The organism is Luteibacter sp. 3190 (genome assembly GCF_031456385.1).
Taxonomy (GTDB): Bacteria; Pseudomonadota; Gammaproteobacteria; order Xanthomonadales; family Rhodanobacteraceae; genus Luteibacter.
Window position 1 is genome coordinate 1,704,776 of record NZ_JAVDUO010000001.1, and the last position, 17,688, is coordinate 1,722,463.

The 17,688-nt window shown below is 68.5% G+C and carries 11 protein-coding genes and 1 riboswitch; of the genes, 4 read left to right on the forward strand and 7 right to left on the reverse strand.

Annotation, left to right across the window (positions count from 1 at the left end; genetic code table 11):
- Nucleotides 1-34 precede the first annotated feature (34 nt).
- Nucleotides 35-1,939 carry a ricin-type beta-trefoil lectin domain protein gene (locus J2X58_RS07730; RefSeq protein WP_310047378.1) on the reverse strand — a complete coding sequence of 635 codons (1,905 nt, stop codon included), beginning with the start codon at nt 1,937-1,939 and terminating at the stop codon, nt 35-37.
- Nucleotides 1,940-2,317: 378 nt separating this feature from the next.
- A riboswitch (glycine riboswitch) is annotated at nt 2,318-2,412 on the forward strand.
- 28 nt (nt 2,413-2,440) lie between these two features.
- On the opposite strand from J2X58_RS07730, the gene gcvP reads away from it, so the two are divergent.
- The 4 genes from gcvP (at nt 2,441) to J2X58_RS07750 (ending at nt 9,761) form a co-directional block, all read left to right on the forward strand.
- Nucleotides 2,441-5,320, forward strand: coding sequence for an aminomethyl-transferring glycine dehydrogenase (gcvP, locus tag J2X58_RS07735; protein ID WP_310047379.1), 2,880 nt, complete (start codon nt 2,441-2,443; stop codon nt 5,318-5,320).
- A gap of 232 nt (nt 5,321-5,552) precedes the next feature.
- Complete coding sequence (locus tag J2X58_RS07740) at nt 5,553-6,218, forward strand: carbonic anhydrase (RefSeq protein WP_090055614.1); 666 nt, start codon at nt 5,553-5,555, stop codon at nt 6,216-6,218.
- Nucleotides 6,215-7,090: a bestrophin family ion channel gene (locus J2X58_RS07745; RefSeq protein ID WP_310047381.1), complete on the forward strand. Its 876-nt coding sequence runs from the start codon at nt 6,215-6,217 to the stop codon at nt 7,088-7,090. The genes J2X58_RS07740 and J2X58_RS07745 overlap by 4 nt, the downstream gene beginning before the upstream one ends.
- 274 nt (nt 7,091-7,364) lie before the next feature.
- Entirely contained in the window at nt 7,365-9,761 is a 2,397-nt protein-coding gene (locus J2X58_RS07750) for a GH92 family glycosyl hydrolase (RefSeq protein WP_310047908.1), read from the forward strand.
- 116 nt (nt 9,762-9,877) lie between these two features.
- Here J2X58_RS07750 and J2X58_RS07755 read toward each other — a convergent pair whose 3' ends face one another.
- The 6 genes from J2X58_RS07755 to J2X58_RS07780 form a co-directional block, all read right to left on the reverse strand.
- Entirely contained in the window at nt 9,878-12,202 is a 2,325-nt protein-coding gene (locus tag J2X58_RS07755) for a heavy metal translocating P-type ATPase (RefSeq protein WP_310047382.1), read from the reverse strand.
- On the reverse strand, nt 12,199-12,615 hold the full coding sequence (locus tag J2X58_RS07760; RefSeq protein ID WP_090052732.1) for a heavy metal-responsive transcriptional regulator: 417 nt from the start codon (nt 12,613-12,615) through the stop codon (nt 12,199-12,201). Before J2X58_RS07760 ends, J2X58_RS07755 begins: the two co-directional genes overlap by 4 nt.
- A gap of 90 nt (nt 12,616-12,705) precedes the next feature.
- Nucleotides 12,706-13,665, reverse strand: coding sequence for an MBL fold metallo-hydrolase (locus J2X58_RS07765; RefSeq protein WP_310047385.1), 960 nt, complete (start codon nt 13,663-13,665; stop codon nt 12,706-12,708).
- 128 nt (nt 13,666-13,793) lie between these two features.
- On the reverse strand, nt 13,794-14,921 hold the full coding sequence (locus tag J2X58_RS07770) for a hypothetical protein (protein WP_310047389.1): 1,128 nt from the start codon (nt 14,919-14,921) through the stop codon (nt 13,794-13,796).
- A gap of 20 nt (nt 14,922-14,941) precedes the next feature.
- Entirely contained in the window at nt 14,942-16,996 is a 2,055-nt protein-coding gene (locus tag J2X58_RS07775) for a pyridoxamine 5'-phosphate oxidase family protein (protein WP_310047391.1), read from the reverse strand.
- 12 nt (nt 16,997-17,008) lie between these two features.
- A complete protein-coding gene (locus J2X58_RS07780; protein WP_310047393.1) occupies nt 17,009-17,623 on the reverse strand; it encodes a glutathione S-transferase in 615 nt (204 codons plus the stop codon).
- Between the last annotated feature and the right edge of the window lie 65 nt (nt 17,624-17,688).

Sequence of the window (17,688 nt, forward strand, 5' to 3'; positions counted from 1 at the left end):
ACGTGGCGATGGCACCCATCGCCACGTCGTCGCCTCAGAGCCCCTGCCGGAGCACTTCGACGTACCAGCGCTGGTCGTCGCTGACCGGTGCGAACGATGCCCACGCGTCGTCGATGGGAATGGGCCGCGAGCCGGCCGGTGCCGGCTGCAGGTCCACGCCCGGGCGCGGGGCGTTCGGGTAGTTGGTCCACGGTTCGAGTGGCGTCGCGAAGGGGTTCACCGGGTAGTCCTGGAACCGTCCCGGCGGCGCCTGGAAGCGCACCTGCCCGTTCTCGACGTACAGGCGGTAACGCCCGTGGTCGACGAGCGAGTGCAGGCGATCGGCCCGCCATTGCCACTGCTTCTCGAACGTGACGTTCTCACATGCCTCGGTGACGACGTTGCCGCTGGCGGGCTGTGTCGCGAGGCAGCGCCCCGTGGCCCGGTTCACGTATCGCTTCGCCGCGTCGAGACCCCACATCTGCCGCCTGTCCGTGGCGTTGCACGGGGCGAGCCCGACCACGTCGCCCCCGGTTAGGCACGGCCCCGAACCGACCGCGGAACGGATCAGCACGGTGGTCTCCGCCGATAGGTAGGGATCGGACATGTCGATCGCGAACGATGTCGGAACGTCGCGCTCGTCCTGCGCGAACGTGTGCACCAGATCGACCCGTTTCCAGCGCCACTCGTTGCGATCGAGCGTGTAGCCGGCGGCCACCGTGACGGTCGCCATGCCCTCGAAGCCACCCGGCAATTTCCACTGCGACAGCGTTTCCAGTGTCGCCGAACGCATCATCGGCGTCATCCACTCCTCGGTGAGCTGCGGCTCGTTCGCGCGCACGCGTTTCACCAGCACGTTGATCAGTTTGGGCGCCAGCAGCGCGGTCCAGCGGACCGACCGGTTGGCCTCGGGCGCGGCGAGCAGCGAATAGTCCTTGAAGGTGGTGGTGACACTGGACTGCCACTTGTGCTCATAACCGAACGACAGGTTGAACGGCAATTTCGCCGCGAGCAGTTCGTCCGGCTTGCCCGAATGACTGACCTCGGATCCCGTGGAGCCGCCGACCGTGAATCCGCGCATCTTCGTATCCGTCTGCGTGAACTCCGTCCTGCCGTCGGTGAGGGGAAAGTGGTCCACGTACACCGGCGTGGCACCATCCGCGTCGATCGAGTGAGCTACCCGATAACGCGTGGGAAGCCATGTCGCCCAGAGGTTCTGTCCGGTCAGCTTTCCGTCGCTGATCGCGTTCTTCGCGGTGGTCACCGTCGCCTTGGAGGTGATCGTGACGAACTTGATGTCCGCGGCCGCCGTGCGACTACGCAGCACGTCGATCCCGGTGACACCCGAGACCTCGCCGGCGGCGTCCACGAAGTTCACGTCGAAATGCCGCGCGGGCAGCAGCGGGGTGTCGCCTGCGGTCGCGCTCTCCAGCCGAGCGGAGAAGCGCGCCACGTCCCTGCCCTGGATCGCCGGCGCCGGTGTCGCATGCGAAGAGGCATCGCGATCGGTGGCCATGGCCAGGAGCAGGTCGGCGTCGTCGGCCCCAGCCGTCGGCGCGTAGACGCGGATTCCGCCGTCATCGCGACGGCGCAGGACGACATCGCCGCCTGTCGGCGCGATACCGAAGATCTCGGTCACCCGCGCGAGGTCGGCGGGGCCGGCCTGATCCATCTGGAGCAGGACCGGAACGCCCTTCGAGAACAGCTGCCGGAGCGTCGTCGACTCGGCGGCGGAGAGGGGCAACGTGGCGGTGTCCAGCTCGGATAGCACGGTGCCCGCCGGGGCCGACGCGAGGGCGTCGATGCGTTCGGGCGTCAGGCGGCTGGCGGACGTGGCCGCGCTCTCGTCACCGAAGGTGATCAGGGTGGGCGCGGCAGGATCGGTGTGGGCGGAAGCCGTCGCGGACAGCGAGGCGGCGATGGCGACGGACAGGGCGGGGATGCACGGGGGGAGTTTCATGGGGGACCTCCTTGTGTAGTCCGGAGACGACGTTATTCCCGCGATTTCATCGCCGCGTGAGAACACTCTCATCAGATCACGGAGAGCGTTGAGAACCGGCGCACCATGTTCACCGCCGTTCGCAGCCCGATCGCTGGAGATGGAAGCAGCCCGACCCGAACACGAGGCGACCGGCATGCGACGCTGGCCCGGATCCCGACACGGCACCACGTCACCGCCCTACCCGGCTCGGGACCGGACGCCGCGTTCCGGCGTCCGGCGAACACGGCTGGCGGCCTGCCTGTATAATCGGCGAGGTAAAGCTCGGTGGGAGAAGCGGACGGACCCGCTGCCGAAGGCGCAACGCCCGTAATCGCTCAGGCCCCCATACCACCGCGCGGTCATCACTCTGGAGAGACCGGTTCGATCCGGCGCCGAAGGTGCAAGAGGCTTCCCGCCTCCAAACTCTCAGGCAAAAGGACAGAGGGGCGCCCCACGTGCCGGCACGGCGCGTTCTTCCGGATGCCTCCCATGAGCCAGAAAACCTCTCCTTCGCTGCGCGACCTCGAGCACCATGGCGCGTTCATCGAACGCCACATCGGCCCCAACGACGCCGAGATCGGCGACATGCTGGCCGTGGTCGGCCATGCCTCGCTGGACGCCCTGACCGACGCCATCGTTCCCGGCTCGATCAAGTCCCCCGCCCCGCTCTCGCTGCCGCGCGCCGTCACCGAAGAGGAAGCGCTGGCGAAGATCCGCGCCATCGCCGACAGGAACACCGTGTTCCGCAGCTTCATCGGCCAGGGCTATTACGGCACGCTTACCCCTAACGTCATCCTGCGCAACGTGCTCGAGAACCCGGCGTGGTACACGGCGTACACGCCGTACCAGGCGGAAATCTCGCAAGGCCGCATGGAAGCCCTGATCAACTTCCAGACGATGGTGGCCGACCTCACCGGCATGGACATCTCCAACGCGTCGCTGCTCGACGAGGGCACCGCGGCCGCCGAGGCGATGACGCTGGCGAAGCGTTCCGGCAAGTCGAAGTCGAACGTCTTCTTCGTCTCGCAGGACGTGCATCCGCAGACGCTCGACGTGCTGCGCACGCGCGCCGACGGCGTCGGCATCGAGCTGCACGTCGGTCCGGACGCCGAGGCCGGCACGGTCGACAGCTTCGGCATCCTGCTGCAGTACCCGAACACCTACGGCCGCATCAACGATTACAAGGCGCTCGCCGACGCCACGCACGCGCGCGGCGCCGTGGTCTGCGTCGCCACCGACCTGCTCGCCCTCACCCTCATCGCCTCGCCGGGCAGCTGGGGCGCGGACATCGTCGTGGGCAACACGCAGCGCTTCGGCGTGCCGTTCGGCTTCGGCGGCCCGCATGCCGCCTACCTCGCCTGCCGCGACGCCTACAAGCGCTCGATGCCGGGCCGCCTCATCGGCGTCTCGATCGATACCGAGGGCAAGCCGGCCTACCGCCTCACGCTGCAGACCCGCGAGCAGCACATCCGCCGCGAGAAGGCCACGTCCAACATCTGCACCGCGCAGGTGCTGCTGGCCGTGATGGCGAGCATGTACGCCGTGTATCACGGTCCGGAAGGCCTCGTCCGCATCGCGCGTCGCACGCATCGCCTCGCGGCGATCCTCGCCGGCGCGCTGGGCAAGGCCGGCGTCTCGGTCGGCGGCGATTACTTCGACACGCTGCACGTGACGGGCGTCGACGCGAAGGCGCTGCATGCGAAGGCCGCCGCCGCTCGCGTCAACCTGCGCGCCATCGACGCCTCCAGCGTCGGCATCTCGCTCGACGAGACCACCACGCGCGCCGACGTCGTCACGCTCGCCGGCCTCTTCGGCGCGGACGCGAACGACATCGACGCGCTCGACGCCGCCACGCCCGACGCGCTGCCCCAGGGCCTGCTGCGCGACGTCGATTTCCTCCAGCACCCGGTGTTCAACACGCACCACAGCGAGCACGAACTGCTGCGCTACCTGCGCGGCCTGGCCGACAAGGACCTCGCGCTCGACCGCACGATGATCCCGCTGGGCTCGTGCACCATGAAGCTCAACGCCACCGCCGAGATGATCCCGGTGACGTGGCCGGAGTTCGCCAACATCCATCCGCTGGCGCCCGCCGACCAGGCGCAGGGCTACAAGCAGCTGATCGACGAACTCGAAGCCATGCTGGTCGAGTGCACCGGCTACGACGCCGTCAGCCTGCAGCCGAACTCCGGCGCGCAGGGCGAATACGCGGGCCTGCTCGCGATCCGCGCCTACCACCGCTCGCGCGGCGAAGGCCATCGCGACATCTGCCTCATTCCGGAATCGGCGCACGGCACCAACCCGGCGTCGGCGCAGATGTGCGGCATGACGGTCGTGGTCACGCGCTGCGACGCCAACGGCAACGTCGACGTCGACGACATCCGCGAGAAGGCCGAGAAGTACGCCGACCGCCTCGCCGCGATCATGATCACCTACCCGTCCACGCACGGCGTGTTCGAGGAAGATGTCGTGGCGATCTGCGAAGCCGTCCACAAGCACGGCGGCCAGGTCTACACCGACGGCGCCAACATGAACGCGCTGGTCGGCCTCGCCAAGCCGGGCAAGTGGGGTTCGGACGTCTCGCACCTGAACCTGCACAAGACGTTCTGCATCCCGCACGGCGGCGGCGGCCCGGGCGTCGGTCCGTGCGCGGTCAAGTCGCATCTGGCTCCCTTCCTGCCGCGCGCCTTCGGCGGCGAGGGCGAGGTCGGCATGGTCAGCGCGGCCACGTTCGGTTCGGCATCCATCCTGCCGATCTCCTGGATGTACATCACGCTGATGGGCACGGAAGGCCTGCGCAAGGCGACCCAGGTCGCGCTGCTCAACGCCAACTACGTGGCCAAGCGCCTCGAGCCGTACTTCAAGACGCTCTACACCGGTCGTAACGGCCTGGTGGCGCACGAATGCATCCTCGACCTGCGTCCGCTCAAGGACGCCACGGGCGTCGGTGCGGAAGACGTCGCCAAGCGCCTCATCGATTTCGGCTTCCACGCGCCGACCCTGAGCTTCCCGGTCGCGGGCACGCTGATGGTCGAGCCGACCGAGAGCGAATCGCTGCACGAGCTGGACCGCTTCATCGACGCCATGATCCAGATCCGCGAAGAGATCGCCGCGGTGCAGGACGGCCGTCTGGATCGCGAGGACAACCCGCTGCGCAACGCCCCGCACACCGCGACCATGGTGACGGGCAGCGAGTGGACCCACGCGTACCCGCGCGAGCTGGCGGCGTTCCCGCTGCCGTCGCTGAAGCTGTCGAAGTACTGGCCGCCGGTGTCGCGCGTCGACAACGTCTACGGCGACAAGAACGTGATGTGCGCCTGCATCCCGATCGACGCCTACAAGGAAGACGTGGAGGCGTAAGGCCTCCGCGGCACCCGGTGCGCTCCCCTCCCTACCAGTAGGAGCGCACCTGGGCGCGATTGCTCTTCGCGATGGCTTTTCGCGATGGCTTCTCGCGACAGCGTCACACGGCCGGATCGGTTCCCACGTCAGCCGCTCCATACCCTCACGCATTCCGTCCCGCCCGCTTTGGCTTAAACTTCCCGTTCGAGCCGCCATGCATTCGCACGGCGCACATGTCGAAGGTGAAGCCATGAGCCAGGAAACCCCCAGCGACGACAGCCTCGTCGGCCTGTTGAAGGGCGTCGAAGACTTCAGTCGGAACGTCTTCCCGGAAACCCAGCAGCTGTTCAGCGAACTGGCCGAAGGCCAGAGTCCTCACACGCTCTTCATCACCTGCGCGGACTCGCGCGTGGTGCCGGAGATGATCACGCAGACCCAGCCGGGCGAACTCTTCGTCTGCCGCAACATCGGCAACATCGTGCCGGGCTACGGCGAGATGCTCGGTGGCGTGTCCGCCGTCGTCGAATTCGCGGTCGCGGTGTTGCGCGTCCGCCACGTCGTCATCTGCGGCCATAGCGACTGCGGCGCGATGAAGGGCCTGCTCAACCCCGAATCCACGAAAGACCTGCCGACGGTCGAGGCGTGGCTGCGCAACGCGCAGGCCGCCCGCAGCGCCGTGTTCGCGCGCAAGATCGAAGGGCCCGAGGCCATCGGCGCCGTGATCGAGGAAAACGTGCGCCTGCAGCTCGTCCACCTGCGCACGCATCCGGCCGTGGCGGCCGCGCTGGCCAACGAGGCGATCCAGCTGCACGGCTGGGTCTACGACATCGGCGAAGGCACCGTGTCGGTCCTCGACGCGGAGTCCGACCGCTTCCTTCCGCTCGCGGACGCGATCCGCCGGGAAAGCCGCGGATGATCGTTCCGGGGCGGGCTCACCTCGGACACATCCTGCGTTACGTCGGGCGGCCGCTGGTCTGGCTGCTCGCGTGGGACATCGCGGTCACGGCGTTCTGGTACTTCGTGGGCGCCCACTGGGTGGAATTCCCCGCGCTGCCGCTCACCCTGCTCGGCTCCGCGGTCGCGGTGTACCTGAGCTTCCGCAACACCACCGCGTACGCGCGCTGGTGGGAGGCCCGCACGCTATGGGGCGCGATGGTCAACGCGTCGCGCACGCTCGCCCGAGAGGCCCTCACGCTGCTGCCCGACCGCGGCCTCGCGAAGGATGTGATCCACCGGCAGATCGCCTACGTACACGCGCTGCGCCTGCACCTGCGACGCCAGCAGCCGTGGGACGAACTCGCCCACCGCCTGCCGACCGCGGACCTCAGCGCGTTGCGCACCGTCGCCAACGTGCCCAACGCGATCCATGCCCGTACCGCCGGACTGATCGCCGACTCGGGCCCAGACCCGATCCTGCTGGCGACCATCGCGCGGACGCTGTCGGACATCTCGAACGCGCAAGGCGGCATGGAACGCATCAAGAACACGCCGCTGCCGCAGCAGTACGCCACCTACCCGGCGATCTTCACGCACGGCTTCTGCCTGCTGCTGCCGCTGGGCCTGGTCGAGACGCTGGGCCTGTACACGCCGCTCGGCTCGACGGTGGCGGGTTTCCTGTTCCTCGCGCTGCTGCAGATCGGCAACGACATCCAGAATCCGTTCGAGAACCTCGAAGACGACGTGCCGCTGACCACCCTCACGCAGGCCATCGAGATCGATCTGCGCGACGCCCTCGGCGAAAACCACGGCCTGGAGCCGTGCAAGCCGGTGAACGGCATCCTCTGGTAATCGCCCGTGGGAGCGGTCCCGGCCGCGACAGCTTCCGCATGCCCTTGTGGGAGCGGACCTGGCCGCGACAGCTTTTCGCCATATCCTTGGGGCTGGCGCGCAAGCCCAGCTAAAGCCGCGAGCGGCCATCGCGGCCAGGTCCGCTCCAACAGGGACGTCCTGTGTCGCGGCCAGGTCCGCTCCAACGTCACCATGACCCATGGCACGGGACATCCGGCCCCTCAGAGATTTCAATCGATATAAATACCGGTCCCACGGAGAACTCCCCTTGCGCGTGTTTCGTCCGATCGCCCTCGCCGCCGCCCTCGTCCCCGCCGTCGCCGCCGCGTCGTCGGGCCCCGCCGACCTCGTCAACCCGCTGATCGGCACCACGAACGGTGGCAACGTCTTTCCAGGCGCGGTCGTGCCGTTCGGCATGTTGCAGTTCAGTCCCGAGGCGTCGCCGCTGCCGGGCAAGAAGGCGCCGATCGCCGCGCCGGGCGGTTACGAATACCGTGCCGATGCGATCCGCGGATTCAGCCTGACCAATGTCGAAGGCTGGGGCTGCGCCGGCGCGTCGGGCGATGTGCCCTTGATGCCGGTCACGGAAGACATCGTCGCGTCGCCGTCGACCGACTTCCGCCATGCGTATGCGTCGAAGTTCTCGCACGCCAACGAAACCGCGAAAGCCGGCCACTACCGCGTCGCGCTCGACAACGGCGTGACGGCCGACCTCACCGCCGCGTTGCATTCGGGCGCGGCACGGTTCGCCTTCCCCGCCGGCAAGCCGGCGAACGTCCTCGTGCGGGCGTCGGATTCGGAGGTGGGATCGGAGCGCGCATCCGTCACGGTCGACGCGGCCAACCGCCGCGTCAGCGGCCAGGTGACCAGCGGCAACTTCTGCGGCTACATCAACGAGGCGGACCGCCGCAGCTACTACACCCTCTATTTCGTGGCGGAGTTCGACCAGCCCTTCGCCTCGACCGGCGCGTGGCAGGACACCACGGTCACGAAGGGTGGCACGCACGCCGAGGGCGGCACGGGTTACGGCCCGAAGGGATTTCCCGAAGCCGGCAAGGGTTCGGGCGCATGGGTGGGATTCGCCAAGGGCACCGGCGCCGTCAACGTGCGCGTCGGCATTTCGTACGTGAGCGCCGCGAACGCGCAGGCGAACCTCGACGCCGAGATCCCGAAAGGCACGACGTTCGAGTCCCTGCGCGACAAGGCCGTCGCCGCTTGGAACGAGCGCCTCTCCCGCATCGACATCGAAGGCGGCACGCCCGACCAGCGCACGGTGTTCTACACCGCGCTCTACCACTCGCTGATGCATCCGAACGTATTCAGCGACGTCAACGGCGAATATCGGGGATTCGACGACAAGGTGCATCGCGTCGCCGGCATGCAGAGGGCGCAGTACGCGAACTTCTCCGGTTGGGACGTCTACCGCTCGCAGCTGCCGCTGGTCGCGTGGCTCGAGCCGGATACCGCCAGCGACATCGCGCAGAGCCTCTTCAATCAGGCGCAGCAGAACAACGGCGTGTGGGATCGCTGGACGCACAACAACGGCGGCACGCACGTGATGAACGGCGACCCGGCGGCGCCATCGATCGCCGGTATCCACGCCTTCGGCGCGCGCGGGTTCGACGCGAAGGGCGCCCTCGCCTCGCTCGTGCACGCCGCGGACAACCCCACGGCACTCGATACGTCGCACGACGGCTGCGAAGTCGAATGCGTGGGCCAGCGTCCCGGTCTCGACGCGTGGCTCAAGCTGCATTACATCCCGGTCGGCGCACCCGCCTGGGGTCCGGCGGCCGACACGCTCGAAACGGTCGCCGCCGAGTTCGGCATCAGCGCGCTTGCGCAGCGCCTCGGCGACGACGCCACATCGAAACGATTCCTCGATCGTGCGCAGTACTGGCGCAACCTGTTCGATCCGCAGGCCACGCCGGAAGGCGGCTACATCCGCAACCGCAACGCGGACGGCACCTGGGCGCTGGTGAAGGACGACGACGACAAGGAAGCCCATGCGTTCACGCCCGCCACGGGCGACGGCTTCGTCGAAGGCAGCGCCGCGCAGTACGTGTGGATGGTGCCCTTCAACGTCGGCGGTCTGTTCGACGCGATGGGCGGTCGCGAGAAGGCGCGCAAGCGTCTCGACGCGTTCTTCTACCAGCCCGACGGCAGCTTCGCGGTGACGAAGTCCGGTCCGCTGCATGCGGAACTCGACAACGAGCCGTCCATCGGCACGCCGTGGCTCTACAACTACGCCGGCCAGCCCTGGAAGACGCAGGAACTCGTCCGCCGCGTGCTCGACACGATCTGGCTGAACGCACCCAACGGCATCCCGGGCAACGACGACCTGGGCGAGATGTCGTCGTGGTACGTGTTCGCGTCGCTCGGCGTCTACCCGGCCATTCCGGGTCGCGCGGAGCTCGTGGTGGGCAGTCCGCTCTTCAAGCGCGCGACGATCCATCGCGCGAACGGCGACGTCGTGATCGAGGCGCCGAATGCCGGTGCGGGAAATCCGTACGTCGTCGCGCTGAAGGTGAACGGCAAGCCGTCCGCCCGCTCGTGGCTGCCGGAGGATTTCGCGCTCAAGGGCGGCAAGCTCGAGTTCGATCTCTCGACGAAGCCGAACAAGGCATGGGCGTCGAAGGCGTCGGACGCACCGCCTTCGTTCGACGTTCGCTGACACGGCGACCGTCTCGGGTTCCCATCGCCGATACGATCGGCTCCCACCCTTCGGTAGCTACGCGGCTACCGGAGGGTGGGAGCCGATCGTATCGGCGATCCGGCGTCGCGACTCCGTCAGATCTTCTCGGAACGCAACCGCAACGCGTTGCCCACCACCGACACCGAACTCAGACTCATCGCCAGCGCGGCGAACATGGGCGACAGCGTGATGCCGAACAGCGGATACAGCGCGCCGGCCGCGAGCGGCACGCCGATGGCGTTGTAGACGAACGCGAAGAACAGGTTCTGGCGGATGTTCTTCACGGTCGCCTCCGACAGCGCCCGTGCGCGCGCGATGCCGGCGAGATCGCCCTTGAGCAGCGTCACGGACGCGCTCTGGATCGCGATGTCGCTGCCGTCGCCCATGCCGATGCCGATATCGGCGGCCGCGAGCGCCGGCGCGTCGTTGACGCCGTCGCCGGCCATAGCGACCACCGCTCCGTCGGCTTTCAGCGCGGCGACGAGACGCGCCTTGTCCTCCGGCGAGACACCCGCGTGCACCTCGTCGATCGGCAGCGACGCCGCCAGCGCCTTCGCCGTCGCCTCGTTGTCGCCCGTGGCCATCACCAGGCGCACGCCCGCCTCGCGCAAGGCCTCGAGCGCGGGCGCCGTCGACGGCTTCACCGCGTCCGCGAGGCAGATCAGCGCCGCGAGCCGTCCGTCGATCGCGAGATACATCGCCGTGGCGCCCTTGCGCCGGGCGCGGTCCGCGGCGTCGTGCGCCGCGCCGATCTCGACGCGCTCGTCGTCCATCAGTCGCGCATTCCCCAGCGCGAGGTCGTGGCCGTCGACGCGACCCGACACGCCGCGTCCCACGGCGACGCGGAAGCCGGAAACGGCGGATGTCGCCAGACCCTCGGCCTCCGCCGCCGCGACGATGGCCCGGGCGAGCGGATGCTCGCTCGGACGCTCCAGCGCCGCCGCCAGCGCGAGCGACTCCGCGCGGTCGCGAGCGAACGTCACGATCTCCGTGACCACCGGACGACCTTCGGTGAGCGTGCCCGTCTTGTCGAACACCAGGACGTCGACCTCGCGCAGGCGCTCGATCGCGGCCGCGTCGCGAAACAGCACGCCCGCGCCGGCACCACGGCCGCTCGCCACCATGATCGACATCGGGGTGGCGAGACCCAGCGCGCACGGGCACGCCACGATCAGCACGGACACCGCGGCCACGAGCGCATGCGCGAGGACGGGTTCGGGACCGAGCATCCACCAGGCCGCGAACGCGGCGAGCGCGATGACCACCACCGCCGGCACGAACCAGGCGGCTACCCGGTCGGCCAGTCGCTGCAGCGGCGCGCGCGAGCGCTGGGCTTCGGCCACCATCGCGACGATGCGCGAGAGCACCGTGTCGGCACCGACATGCCCGACGCGCATCGTCAGGGCGCCGTGCTGGTTCTGCGTGCCGCCGGTGAGCCGGTCATGCGCCTTCTTCGCCACCGGCATGGGCTCGCCGGTCAGCATCGATTCGTCGACATGGCTCTCGCCGTCGACCACGTCGCCATCCGCGGGCACCTTCTCGCCCGGGCGCACGCGCAGCGTATCGCCGACCCGCAGCGCTTCCAGCGGCACGTCGTGCTCCGACCCATCGGCGTCGATGCGCCGGGCGGTCTTCGGCACGAGGCCGAGAAGTCCGCGCAGGGCTTCGCCCGTCCGCCGACGCGCACGCAGTTCGAGGAAGTCGCCCAGCGTCACCAGCGCGACGATCACGGCCGCGGATTCGAAATAGACGGCGACATGGCCGTGCATGTCGCGCAGGGATGCCGGGAACAACGACGGCGCCACGAATGCGACCGCGCTGTAGACCCACGCGACGCCCGTGCCCAGCGCGATCAGCGTGTACATGTTCGGCGACCACGGCACGAGCGAACGCCAGCCGCGCGCGAAGAACGGCGCACCGCCCCACAGCACGACGACGGTCGCCAGCACGGCTTCGATCCAGCGCGCCGCGCTCGCCCAGGGTTCCGGCCACATCCAGCCGAACAGGTGCGGGCCCATCGCCACGACGAGCACGGGCAGCGTCAGCGCCACGAGGACGGCGAGGCGACGCCCGAGCGAGCGCACCTCGCCATCGTCGTCGTCCAGCGACGGCATCGCCGGTTCGAGCGCCATGCCGCACTTCGGGCACGATCCCGGGCCGACCTGGCGCACTTCCGGGTGCATCGGGCAGGTGTAGACGGTGCCGGCCGGGACGTCGGCCGGCGCGGGCTTCGGAGCCAGGAACGTGGCCGGCGCGGCGACGAAGCGCTCGCGGCAGCGTGCGCTGCAGAAGTGGTATTCGTGGCCCTCGTGCGTGGCGTGGTGCGCCGTCTTCGCCGGGTCCACGGTCATGCCGCAGACGGGATCCAGCACGGTCGCGGCGGCGTGAGCGGTGTCGTGCGAACAGCAGCCGTGGCTCATGCGACCGGCTCCACGAGGGCCTTGAGGATCGGGCAATCCTCGGGCGCACCGTGCCCTGGACAGGCATCCACCAGCTCGGCGAGACCCGCGCGCACGCGCTGCAGTTCCGCGATGCGGTCGTCGATCGCACGCAGCCGGGTGCTCGCCCGTTCCCGCACGCCTTCGACGCCGCCCTGCCGGTCGGTGGACAGGGCGAGAAGTTCGCGGATCTCGTCGAGCGTGAATCCGAGGTCCTTCGCCTTGCGGATGAAGCGCAGGCGCGCCACGGCGCTGGCGTCGTATTCCCGATAGCCGGAAGGCCGGCGGCGGGGCTCGGGCAGCAGCCCCTCCCGCTCGTAGAACCGGATCGTGTCGATGGCGACACCCGCGCTGCGCGCGATGCGGCCGATGGTGAGGGCGGATTGAGTGGTCATGAATAAAGTCTAGACCCTTGATATAGGTCGAGAGTCAAGAGGGCCCGCGGAGCGCTGCGGCGCTCCGCGGGACGGATGGCCGGGCCGTGCCTACTTCAGGCCGTCGTAGACGATCCGGGTGAAGAAATCCGGGTCGATCACGAAATGCCCGTAGACGGCGTCGTACTTCGCGGTGGGCTTGGCCGCGATGACTTCATCCCGCGACTTGCCCTGCTTCTTGAGCGCGGCGACGTTGTCGCGGATACCGGCGAGCATGTCCCGGAAATCCTGCAGTTGCTTCTTCGTGCCGACCGGACCGTGCCCAGGAACGAGGACGACGTCGTCGTTCAGCTGCGCGAGGATCGCGTCGTTCGCCTTGATCATGCCGTCGATGCCGCCACCGTTCTCGTTGTCGATGAACGGGTAGACGCCGTTCCAGAAGAGATCGCCGAGCGAGGCGACGTTCGCTTCCTTGAAGAAGACGTACAGGTCGGTATCCGTGTGCGACGGATCGATCAGCCGGATTTCCACGGTCTGCCCGTCGAAACGGATCGTCCGGTTCGCCTTGACCACGTCGGTCGGGATGCCCGCCTTCGCCATCGGCTTGAACGTGTAATCCCAGTCGTCCACGCGCGTCGACGTCGACACGCGGCGCACCGTGCCCGCCGTCGCGAGGATGGTCGCGCCATCCTCGTGCACCCACGGATTGCCGTCCGTGTGGTCCCAGTGGTAGTGCGTGTTGATCAGGTACTTGATGGGGCCCTTCCCGAGCGCGGTGATCGCGGGTTCGAGGCGCGGCCGCGACACGGCGATGCCCGCGTCGACGAGCAGCTTGCCCTCTTTCCCGACCAGCACCGTGATGTTGCCGCCCGAACCGGACAGCATGCTCAGCGGTCCGCGCAACGGCGTCGTATCGATCGGCGTGGTCGCCGCCGCTTCGTTGATCTTGATGACCGGGCTCACCGGCTTCGCCGTATCGGCCGCATGAAGCGGACTGCAGGCGAAGGCGACGGCGAACGCGGCGAGGACGGCCGTACCGACGCGGCCATGGTTCGACGAGAGGTGTTTCATGTTGGTTCTCCCTGGTGAGGCAGGGCCGGTAACGGCGTCGCCGGTCCGCACGCCATTCTGGATCCCTCCACACGCCCGATCTTGTCGGATCACGCGATAAACGCCCCGAAGCATCCGCCGCGAGCGCATCACGCGTTCCCGCCGTTGGGCAACACGAGGTATTTCCGGTTCGTGCCGCGACGCATGCACTCGCTCAGCGCCTCGACGCTCAGCAACCCGGTGAGCGTGAAGCCGCCCTTGTAGTGGCTGGCGAACGTGGTGCGGATCTCCCTTGCGACACGCGCCTTCATCGCATCGACCGTCGCGGCATCCAGCTTCGCGAGCTCCCAGACCATCAACCAGCCGCCGATGCTCCATGCGGTGCCGACGTCGAGGTCGACGATGCGCGGAGCGGGATCGAGCAGACCGTAGTTGAAGACCTGCTTGCGCACCGGCGAGCCGTAGGCGCTGTACGAGGTCATGGTTTCCTTTCCGACGCGCTCCATCGCGGCGAGGATGATCGATGCCGTGCGACCGCCACCGATCGCGTCGAAAGCGAGGGTCGCGCCCAACGCACGCACCGCATCGGTCAGCCGGGGGACGAAATCGCTGGTGGAGCTGTCCACGACGTGCCGGGCGCCCTGCGCGCGAAGCAGCGCCACCTGCTCCGCCGAGCGCACGATGTTGACGAGCGGAACATCTTCCGCGATGCACAGACGGTTGAGCATCTGGCCGAGGTTCGATGCGGCCGCCGTATGCACGAGCGCGGTGTGCCCTTCACGCCGAAGCGTCTGGACCATGCACAAGGCCGTGAGCGGATTGACGAACGCGCTGGCGGCCTGTTCGGGCGTCACGTCGTCGTCGACGACGATGCAATCGCGTAGCGAAACCACACGATGCGTGGCATAGGCTCCTCGCGCCGTCAGGAAGGCGACCGTGCGACCGACGAGATGGCGCGCGTCCTCTCCCGCCGCGACGACGACACCCGCGCCCTCGTTGCCCACGGGCATGCGCTGCCCGAGTCGGGCCGACACGCTGCCCAGCGCCACCTGCGGTACCCTGCCCTCCACCACCGCGCCGTCGCCTTCGCCCACGACCCTGAGTGTCGTCGGATCGACCGGACCCAACAGCAAGCGGAGGTCGGATGGATTGACCGGCGCGGCACGCACCTCGACGACCAGTTCGTCGCGGCCCGGCGGAGGCAATTCGGCATCCTCCAGCGAAAGGCGCAGCGTCCCGCCGGCGTCGATCGTGGAACGCAGTTCGCGGGTCTTCATGAAACGCATCGCAAGGGTTCTCAGAGTTCGAGTTGCAGGGGCGCCGAGCCTTCGGCCGGTACCGCGCTGCAGATGAGTACCTCGTCGTCCGGTACCTTCAGGGCGGTGGGAACCGGATACGTGACGGCACCGCTGATGAGCTTCGTGCGGCAGCTGCCACAGGTGCCGCTTCGGCAGCTGAACTCCGGTGTCAGTCCGCGCTGTTCCGCGAGATCGAGCAGGCTGCCACTGTCGGGCGCCCAGCGTGCTTCCTTCCCGGACGCCATGAAGAGCACGGGGACGGACGTCGTGGAAGCAGGCACGGCGGGTACCGCGGGCGCACCGGCATCCGGCAGCCGCGCGAGGGACGACGGACCGAAACTCTCGGCGTGGATGCGGGCATCGGAAACGTTCAGTTTGCGCAGGCCGTCGTAGACGTCCTGCATGAAACCCGCCGGTCCGCAAACGTAGAAGTCGTAGTCGTCGAACGGCAACGTCGACTTCAGCAGGTCCGCGCTGAAGCGGCCCTCGACGTCGTAGTCGCTGCCGATCGTCGCACCCTCGACGTTCGCCAGGATGCGGATGTGACGCAGGCTTCCCTTCGCTTCCGCGACCAGCGCGGCGAACTCGTCGGCGAACGCGCGCTCGCGACGGGAACGCGCCGCCTGGAACACCCAGGTAGGCCGCAGATAACGCGTGCGCAGTCCCTCCCGCACCACATGGCGCGCCATCGCCAGCGCGGGCGTCACGCCGACGCCCGCGGCGATCAGTACGGCGGGCCTGCGCACGCGCGAGTCCATCGTGAACGCGCCGTCGGGCGCCCGGGCCTCCAGGATGTCGCCCACGCGCAGCACATCGTGCAGGTGGCTCGATACCGCACCTTCCCGCTTCACGCTGATGCGCAGGCGCGGGTCGGATGGCGCGCTCGACAAGGTGTACGTGCGCAGCACGGGCGCCGCCGAGCCCGGCAACGCCACCCGTATCGGCAGGTGCTGGCCGGGAAGCGACGCCGGCAGACCCGCGCCGTCCGCCGGCGACAGATGGAAGGAGCGGATCGACTCGCTCTCGTCGACGATGGCCTCCACGCGGTACGGACGCCACTGGCGCGCCAGCTCGGCGGCCCGGACACGGGCTGCCGCATCCTCCCAGCTGCCGGTGATCGTCGCGTTCGGCGAGGCGCCGCCCTCGACGTCCTGCCAACGCAGCGGGAGCCCCGCGGGCCGGTGGATCACGCGCTCGGGACGGAAGCGCCACAGACGTTCCGCACCCACGAACGCGGCGATCTCGGGCGCGTCGAGGATGACCTCCGCGCTGCCCGTCATCTGCAGCAGGTCGCCCGTGGCGAAATCCACGAAGACCATGCCCGCGCGTGGGTTGAGCAGGAAGTTGCCCAGCGTGTTGAAGAAGAGATTGCCCGAGAAATCGGGGATGGTCAGGACGCCGTCGTCGTCGACGTGGACGAAGCCCGGCTTGCCGCCGCGATGCGACGCGTCGACCTGGCGCGCACCGTCGCGCACCACATAGGAGGCGACATAGAAGCTGTCGGCGGCGCGGATCATCCGCAGTGCCTTTTCGTCGAGCCCGCTCGACTCCGTTACATCTCCCGGCGGCGCCGCGTCGAAGCGGTACTGGCGCAACTGGATGTATTGCGGGCAGTTGCCGTAGCTCTGCGTGGGGACGATACGGAATCCACTATCGCCCTTTCGCTCGACGTTGCCGTTGAGCCGGTTGCGTCGACGCGTGTGCAGTTCGATTCCGAGCATCCCGATGCCGTCGCCGTCCTCCATCCCCGCGTCCGCCGGATCGCGCGGCTCGCGCGGCAGGTCGAACACGAGGCTGCGCGGATCGGGCGAGTGCATGAAGCCCTCCGGGCCGGCACGCAGCGTGGCCCAGACGTCGCCCTTCGGGTCCACCGCGCCGAGCACCACGAACGGCAGCTGCGCGTAGAACTCGCGGTGCTGGTCGGGCATGAAATCCCGGGCCATCTGTCGCTGGCCCGGAATCTTCATGCGCTCCTCGACCCCGACGCTGCGCTGCAGCGTCAGCTCGCCTTCGTGCCAGGGAGACGCGGTGACGGGATTCAGTAGCGTCTCCATGACACGCCTCCTTCAGGCCAGGACCAGGCCGACCGCGGTCTTGTCGAACGGCACGAAGCCGGGCAGCGCCTCTACGCGATCGAGCCAGGCGAGCACGTTCGGGTAATCGGAGGTATCGACGTTGCCCTCGGGTGCCGCGGAGATGTAGCTGTACAGCGCGACGTCGGCGATCGTGGGTTGCGCGCCGGCGAGCCAGTCGCGGGTCCGCAACTCGCTCTCCATCACGGCGAGAAGCGCATGGGCCTTCTTGATCGCGAGGTCGGCGTCGAGCTTCGCGCCAAACACGGTGACCAGACGGGCGGCCGCCGCGCCGTTGGCGAGTTCGCCGGCGGCGACGGAAAGCCAGCGCTGCACGCGGGCGGCTTCGACCGGCGTCTCCGGGAGCCACTCGGCGCGGCCCGTCTTCTTCGCCAGGTAGACGAGGATCGCGTTGGAATCGCCGATCGACGTGTCGCCGTCGACGAGCGCGGGCACCTGGCCGAACGGGTTGATGCGCAGGAACGACTCCGTCTTGTGCTCGCCCTTCATGAGGTCGACGAAGACCGGCTCGTAGTCGGCGCCGAGCAGGCCGAGGAAAAGGCGGGTGCGGTGCGAGTGACCGGAAAGGTTGTGGTAGTAGAGCTTCATGGTGTTGTCCCTGGGTCGGTGTGAGTGTCGGTGGAGAAAGTGTCGACGCATCGCCCCGCCCGGGA

Coding starts and splice junctions, on each gene's coding strand:
- J2X58_RS07745 (WP_310047381.1), top strand. CDS start 6,215: ATGATCGTTCCGGGGCGGGCTCACCTCGGACACATCCTGCGTTACGTC.
- J2X58_RS07775 (WP_310047391.1), bottom strand. CDS start 16,996: ATGGAGACGCTACTGAATCCCGTCACCGCGTCTCCCTGGCACGAAGGC.
- J2X58_RS07760 (WP_090052732.1), bottom strand. CDS start 12,615: ATGACCACTCAATCCGCCCTCACCATCGGCCGCATCGCGCGCAGCGCG.
- J2X58_RS07730 (WP_310047378.1), bottom strand. CDS start 1,939: ATGAAACTCCCCCCGTGCATCCCCGCCCTGTCCGTCGCCATCGCCGCC.
- J2X58_RS07740 (WP_090055614.1), top strand. CDS start 5,553: ATGAGCCAGGAAACCCCCAGCGACGACAGCCTCGTCGGCCTGTTGAAG.
- J2X58_RS07755 (WP_310047382.1), bottom strand. CDS start 12,202: ATGAGCCACGGCTGCTGTTCGCACGACACCGCTCACGCCGCCGCGACC.
- J2X58_RS07765 (WP_310047385.1), bottom strand. CDS start 13,665: ATGAAACACCTCTCGTCGAACCATGGCCGCGTCGGTACGGCCGTCCTC.
- J2X58_RS07780 (WP_310047393.1), bottom strand. CDS start 17,623: ATGAAGCTCTACTACCACAACCTTTCCGGTCACTCGCACCGCACCCGC.
- gcvP (WP_310047379.1), top strand. CDS start 2,441: ATGCCTCCCATGAGCCAGAAAACCTCTCCTTCGCTGCGCGACCTCGAG.
- J2X58_RS07770 (WP_310047389.1), bottom strand. CDS start 14,921: ATGAAGACCCGCGAACTGCGTTCCACGATCGACGCCGGCGGGACGCTG.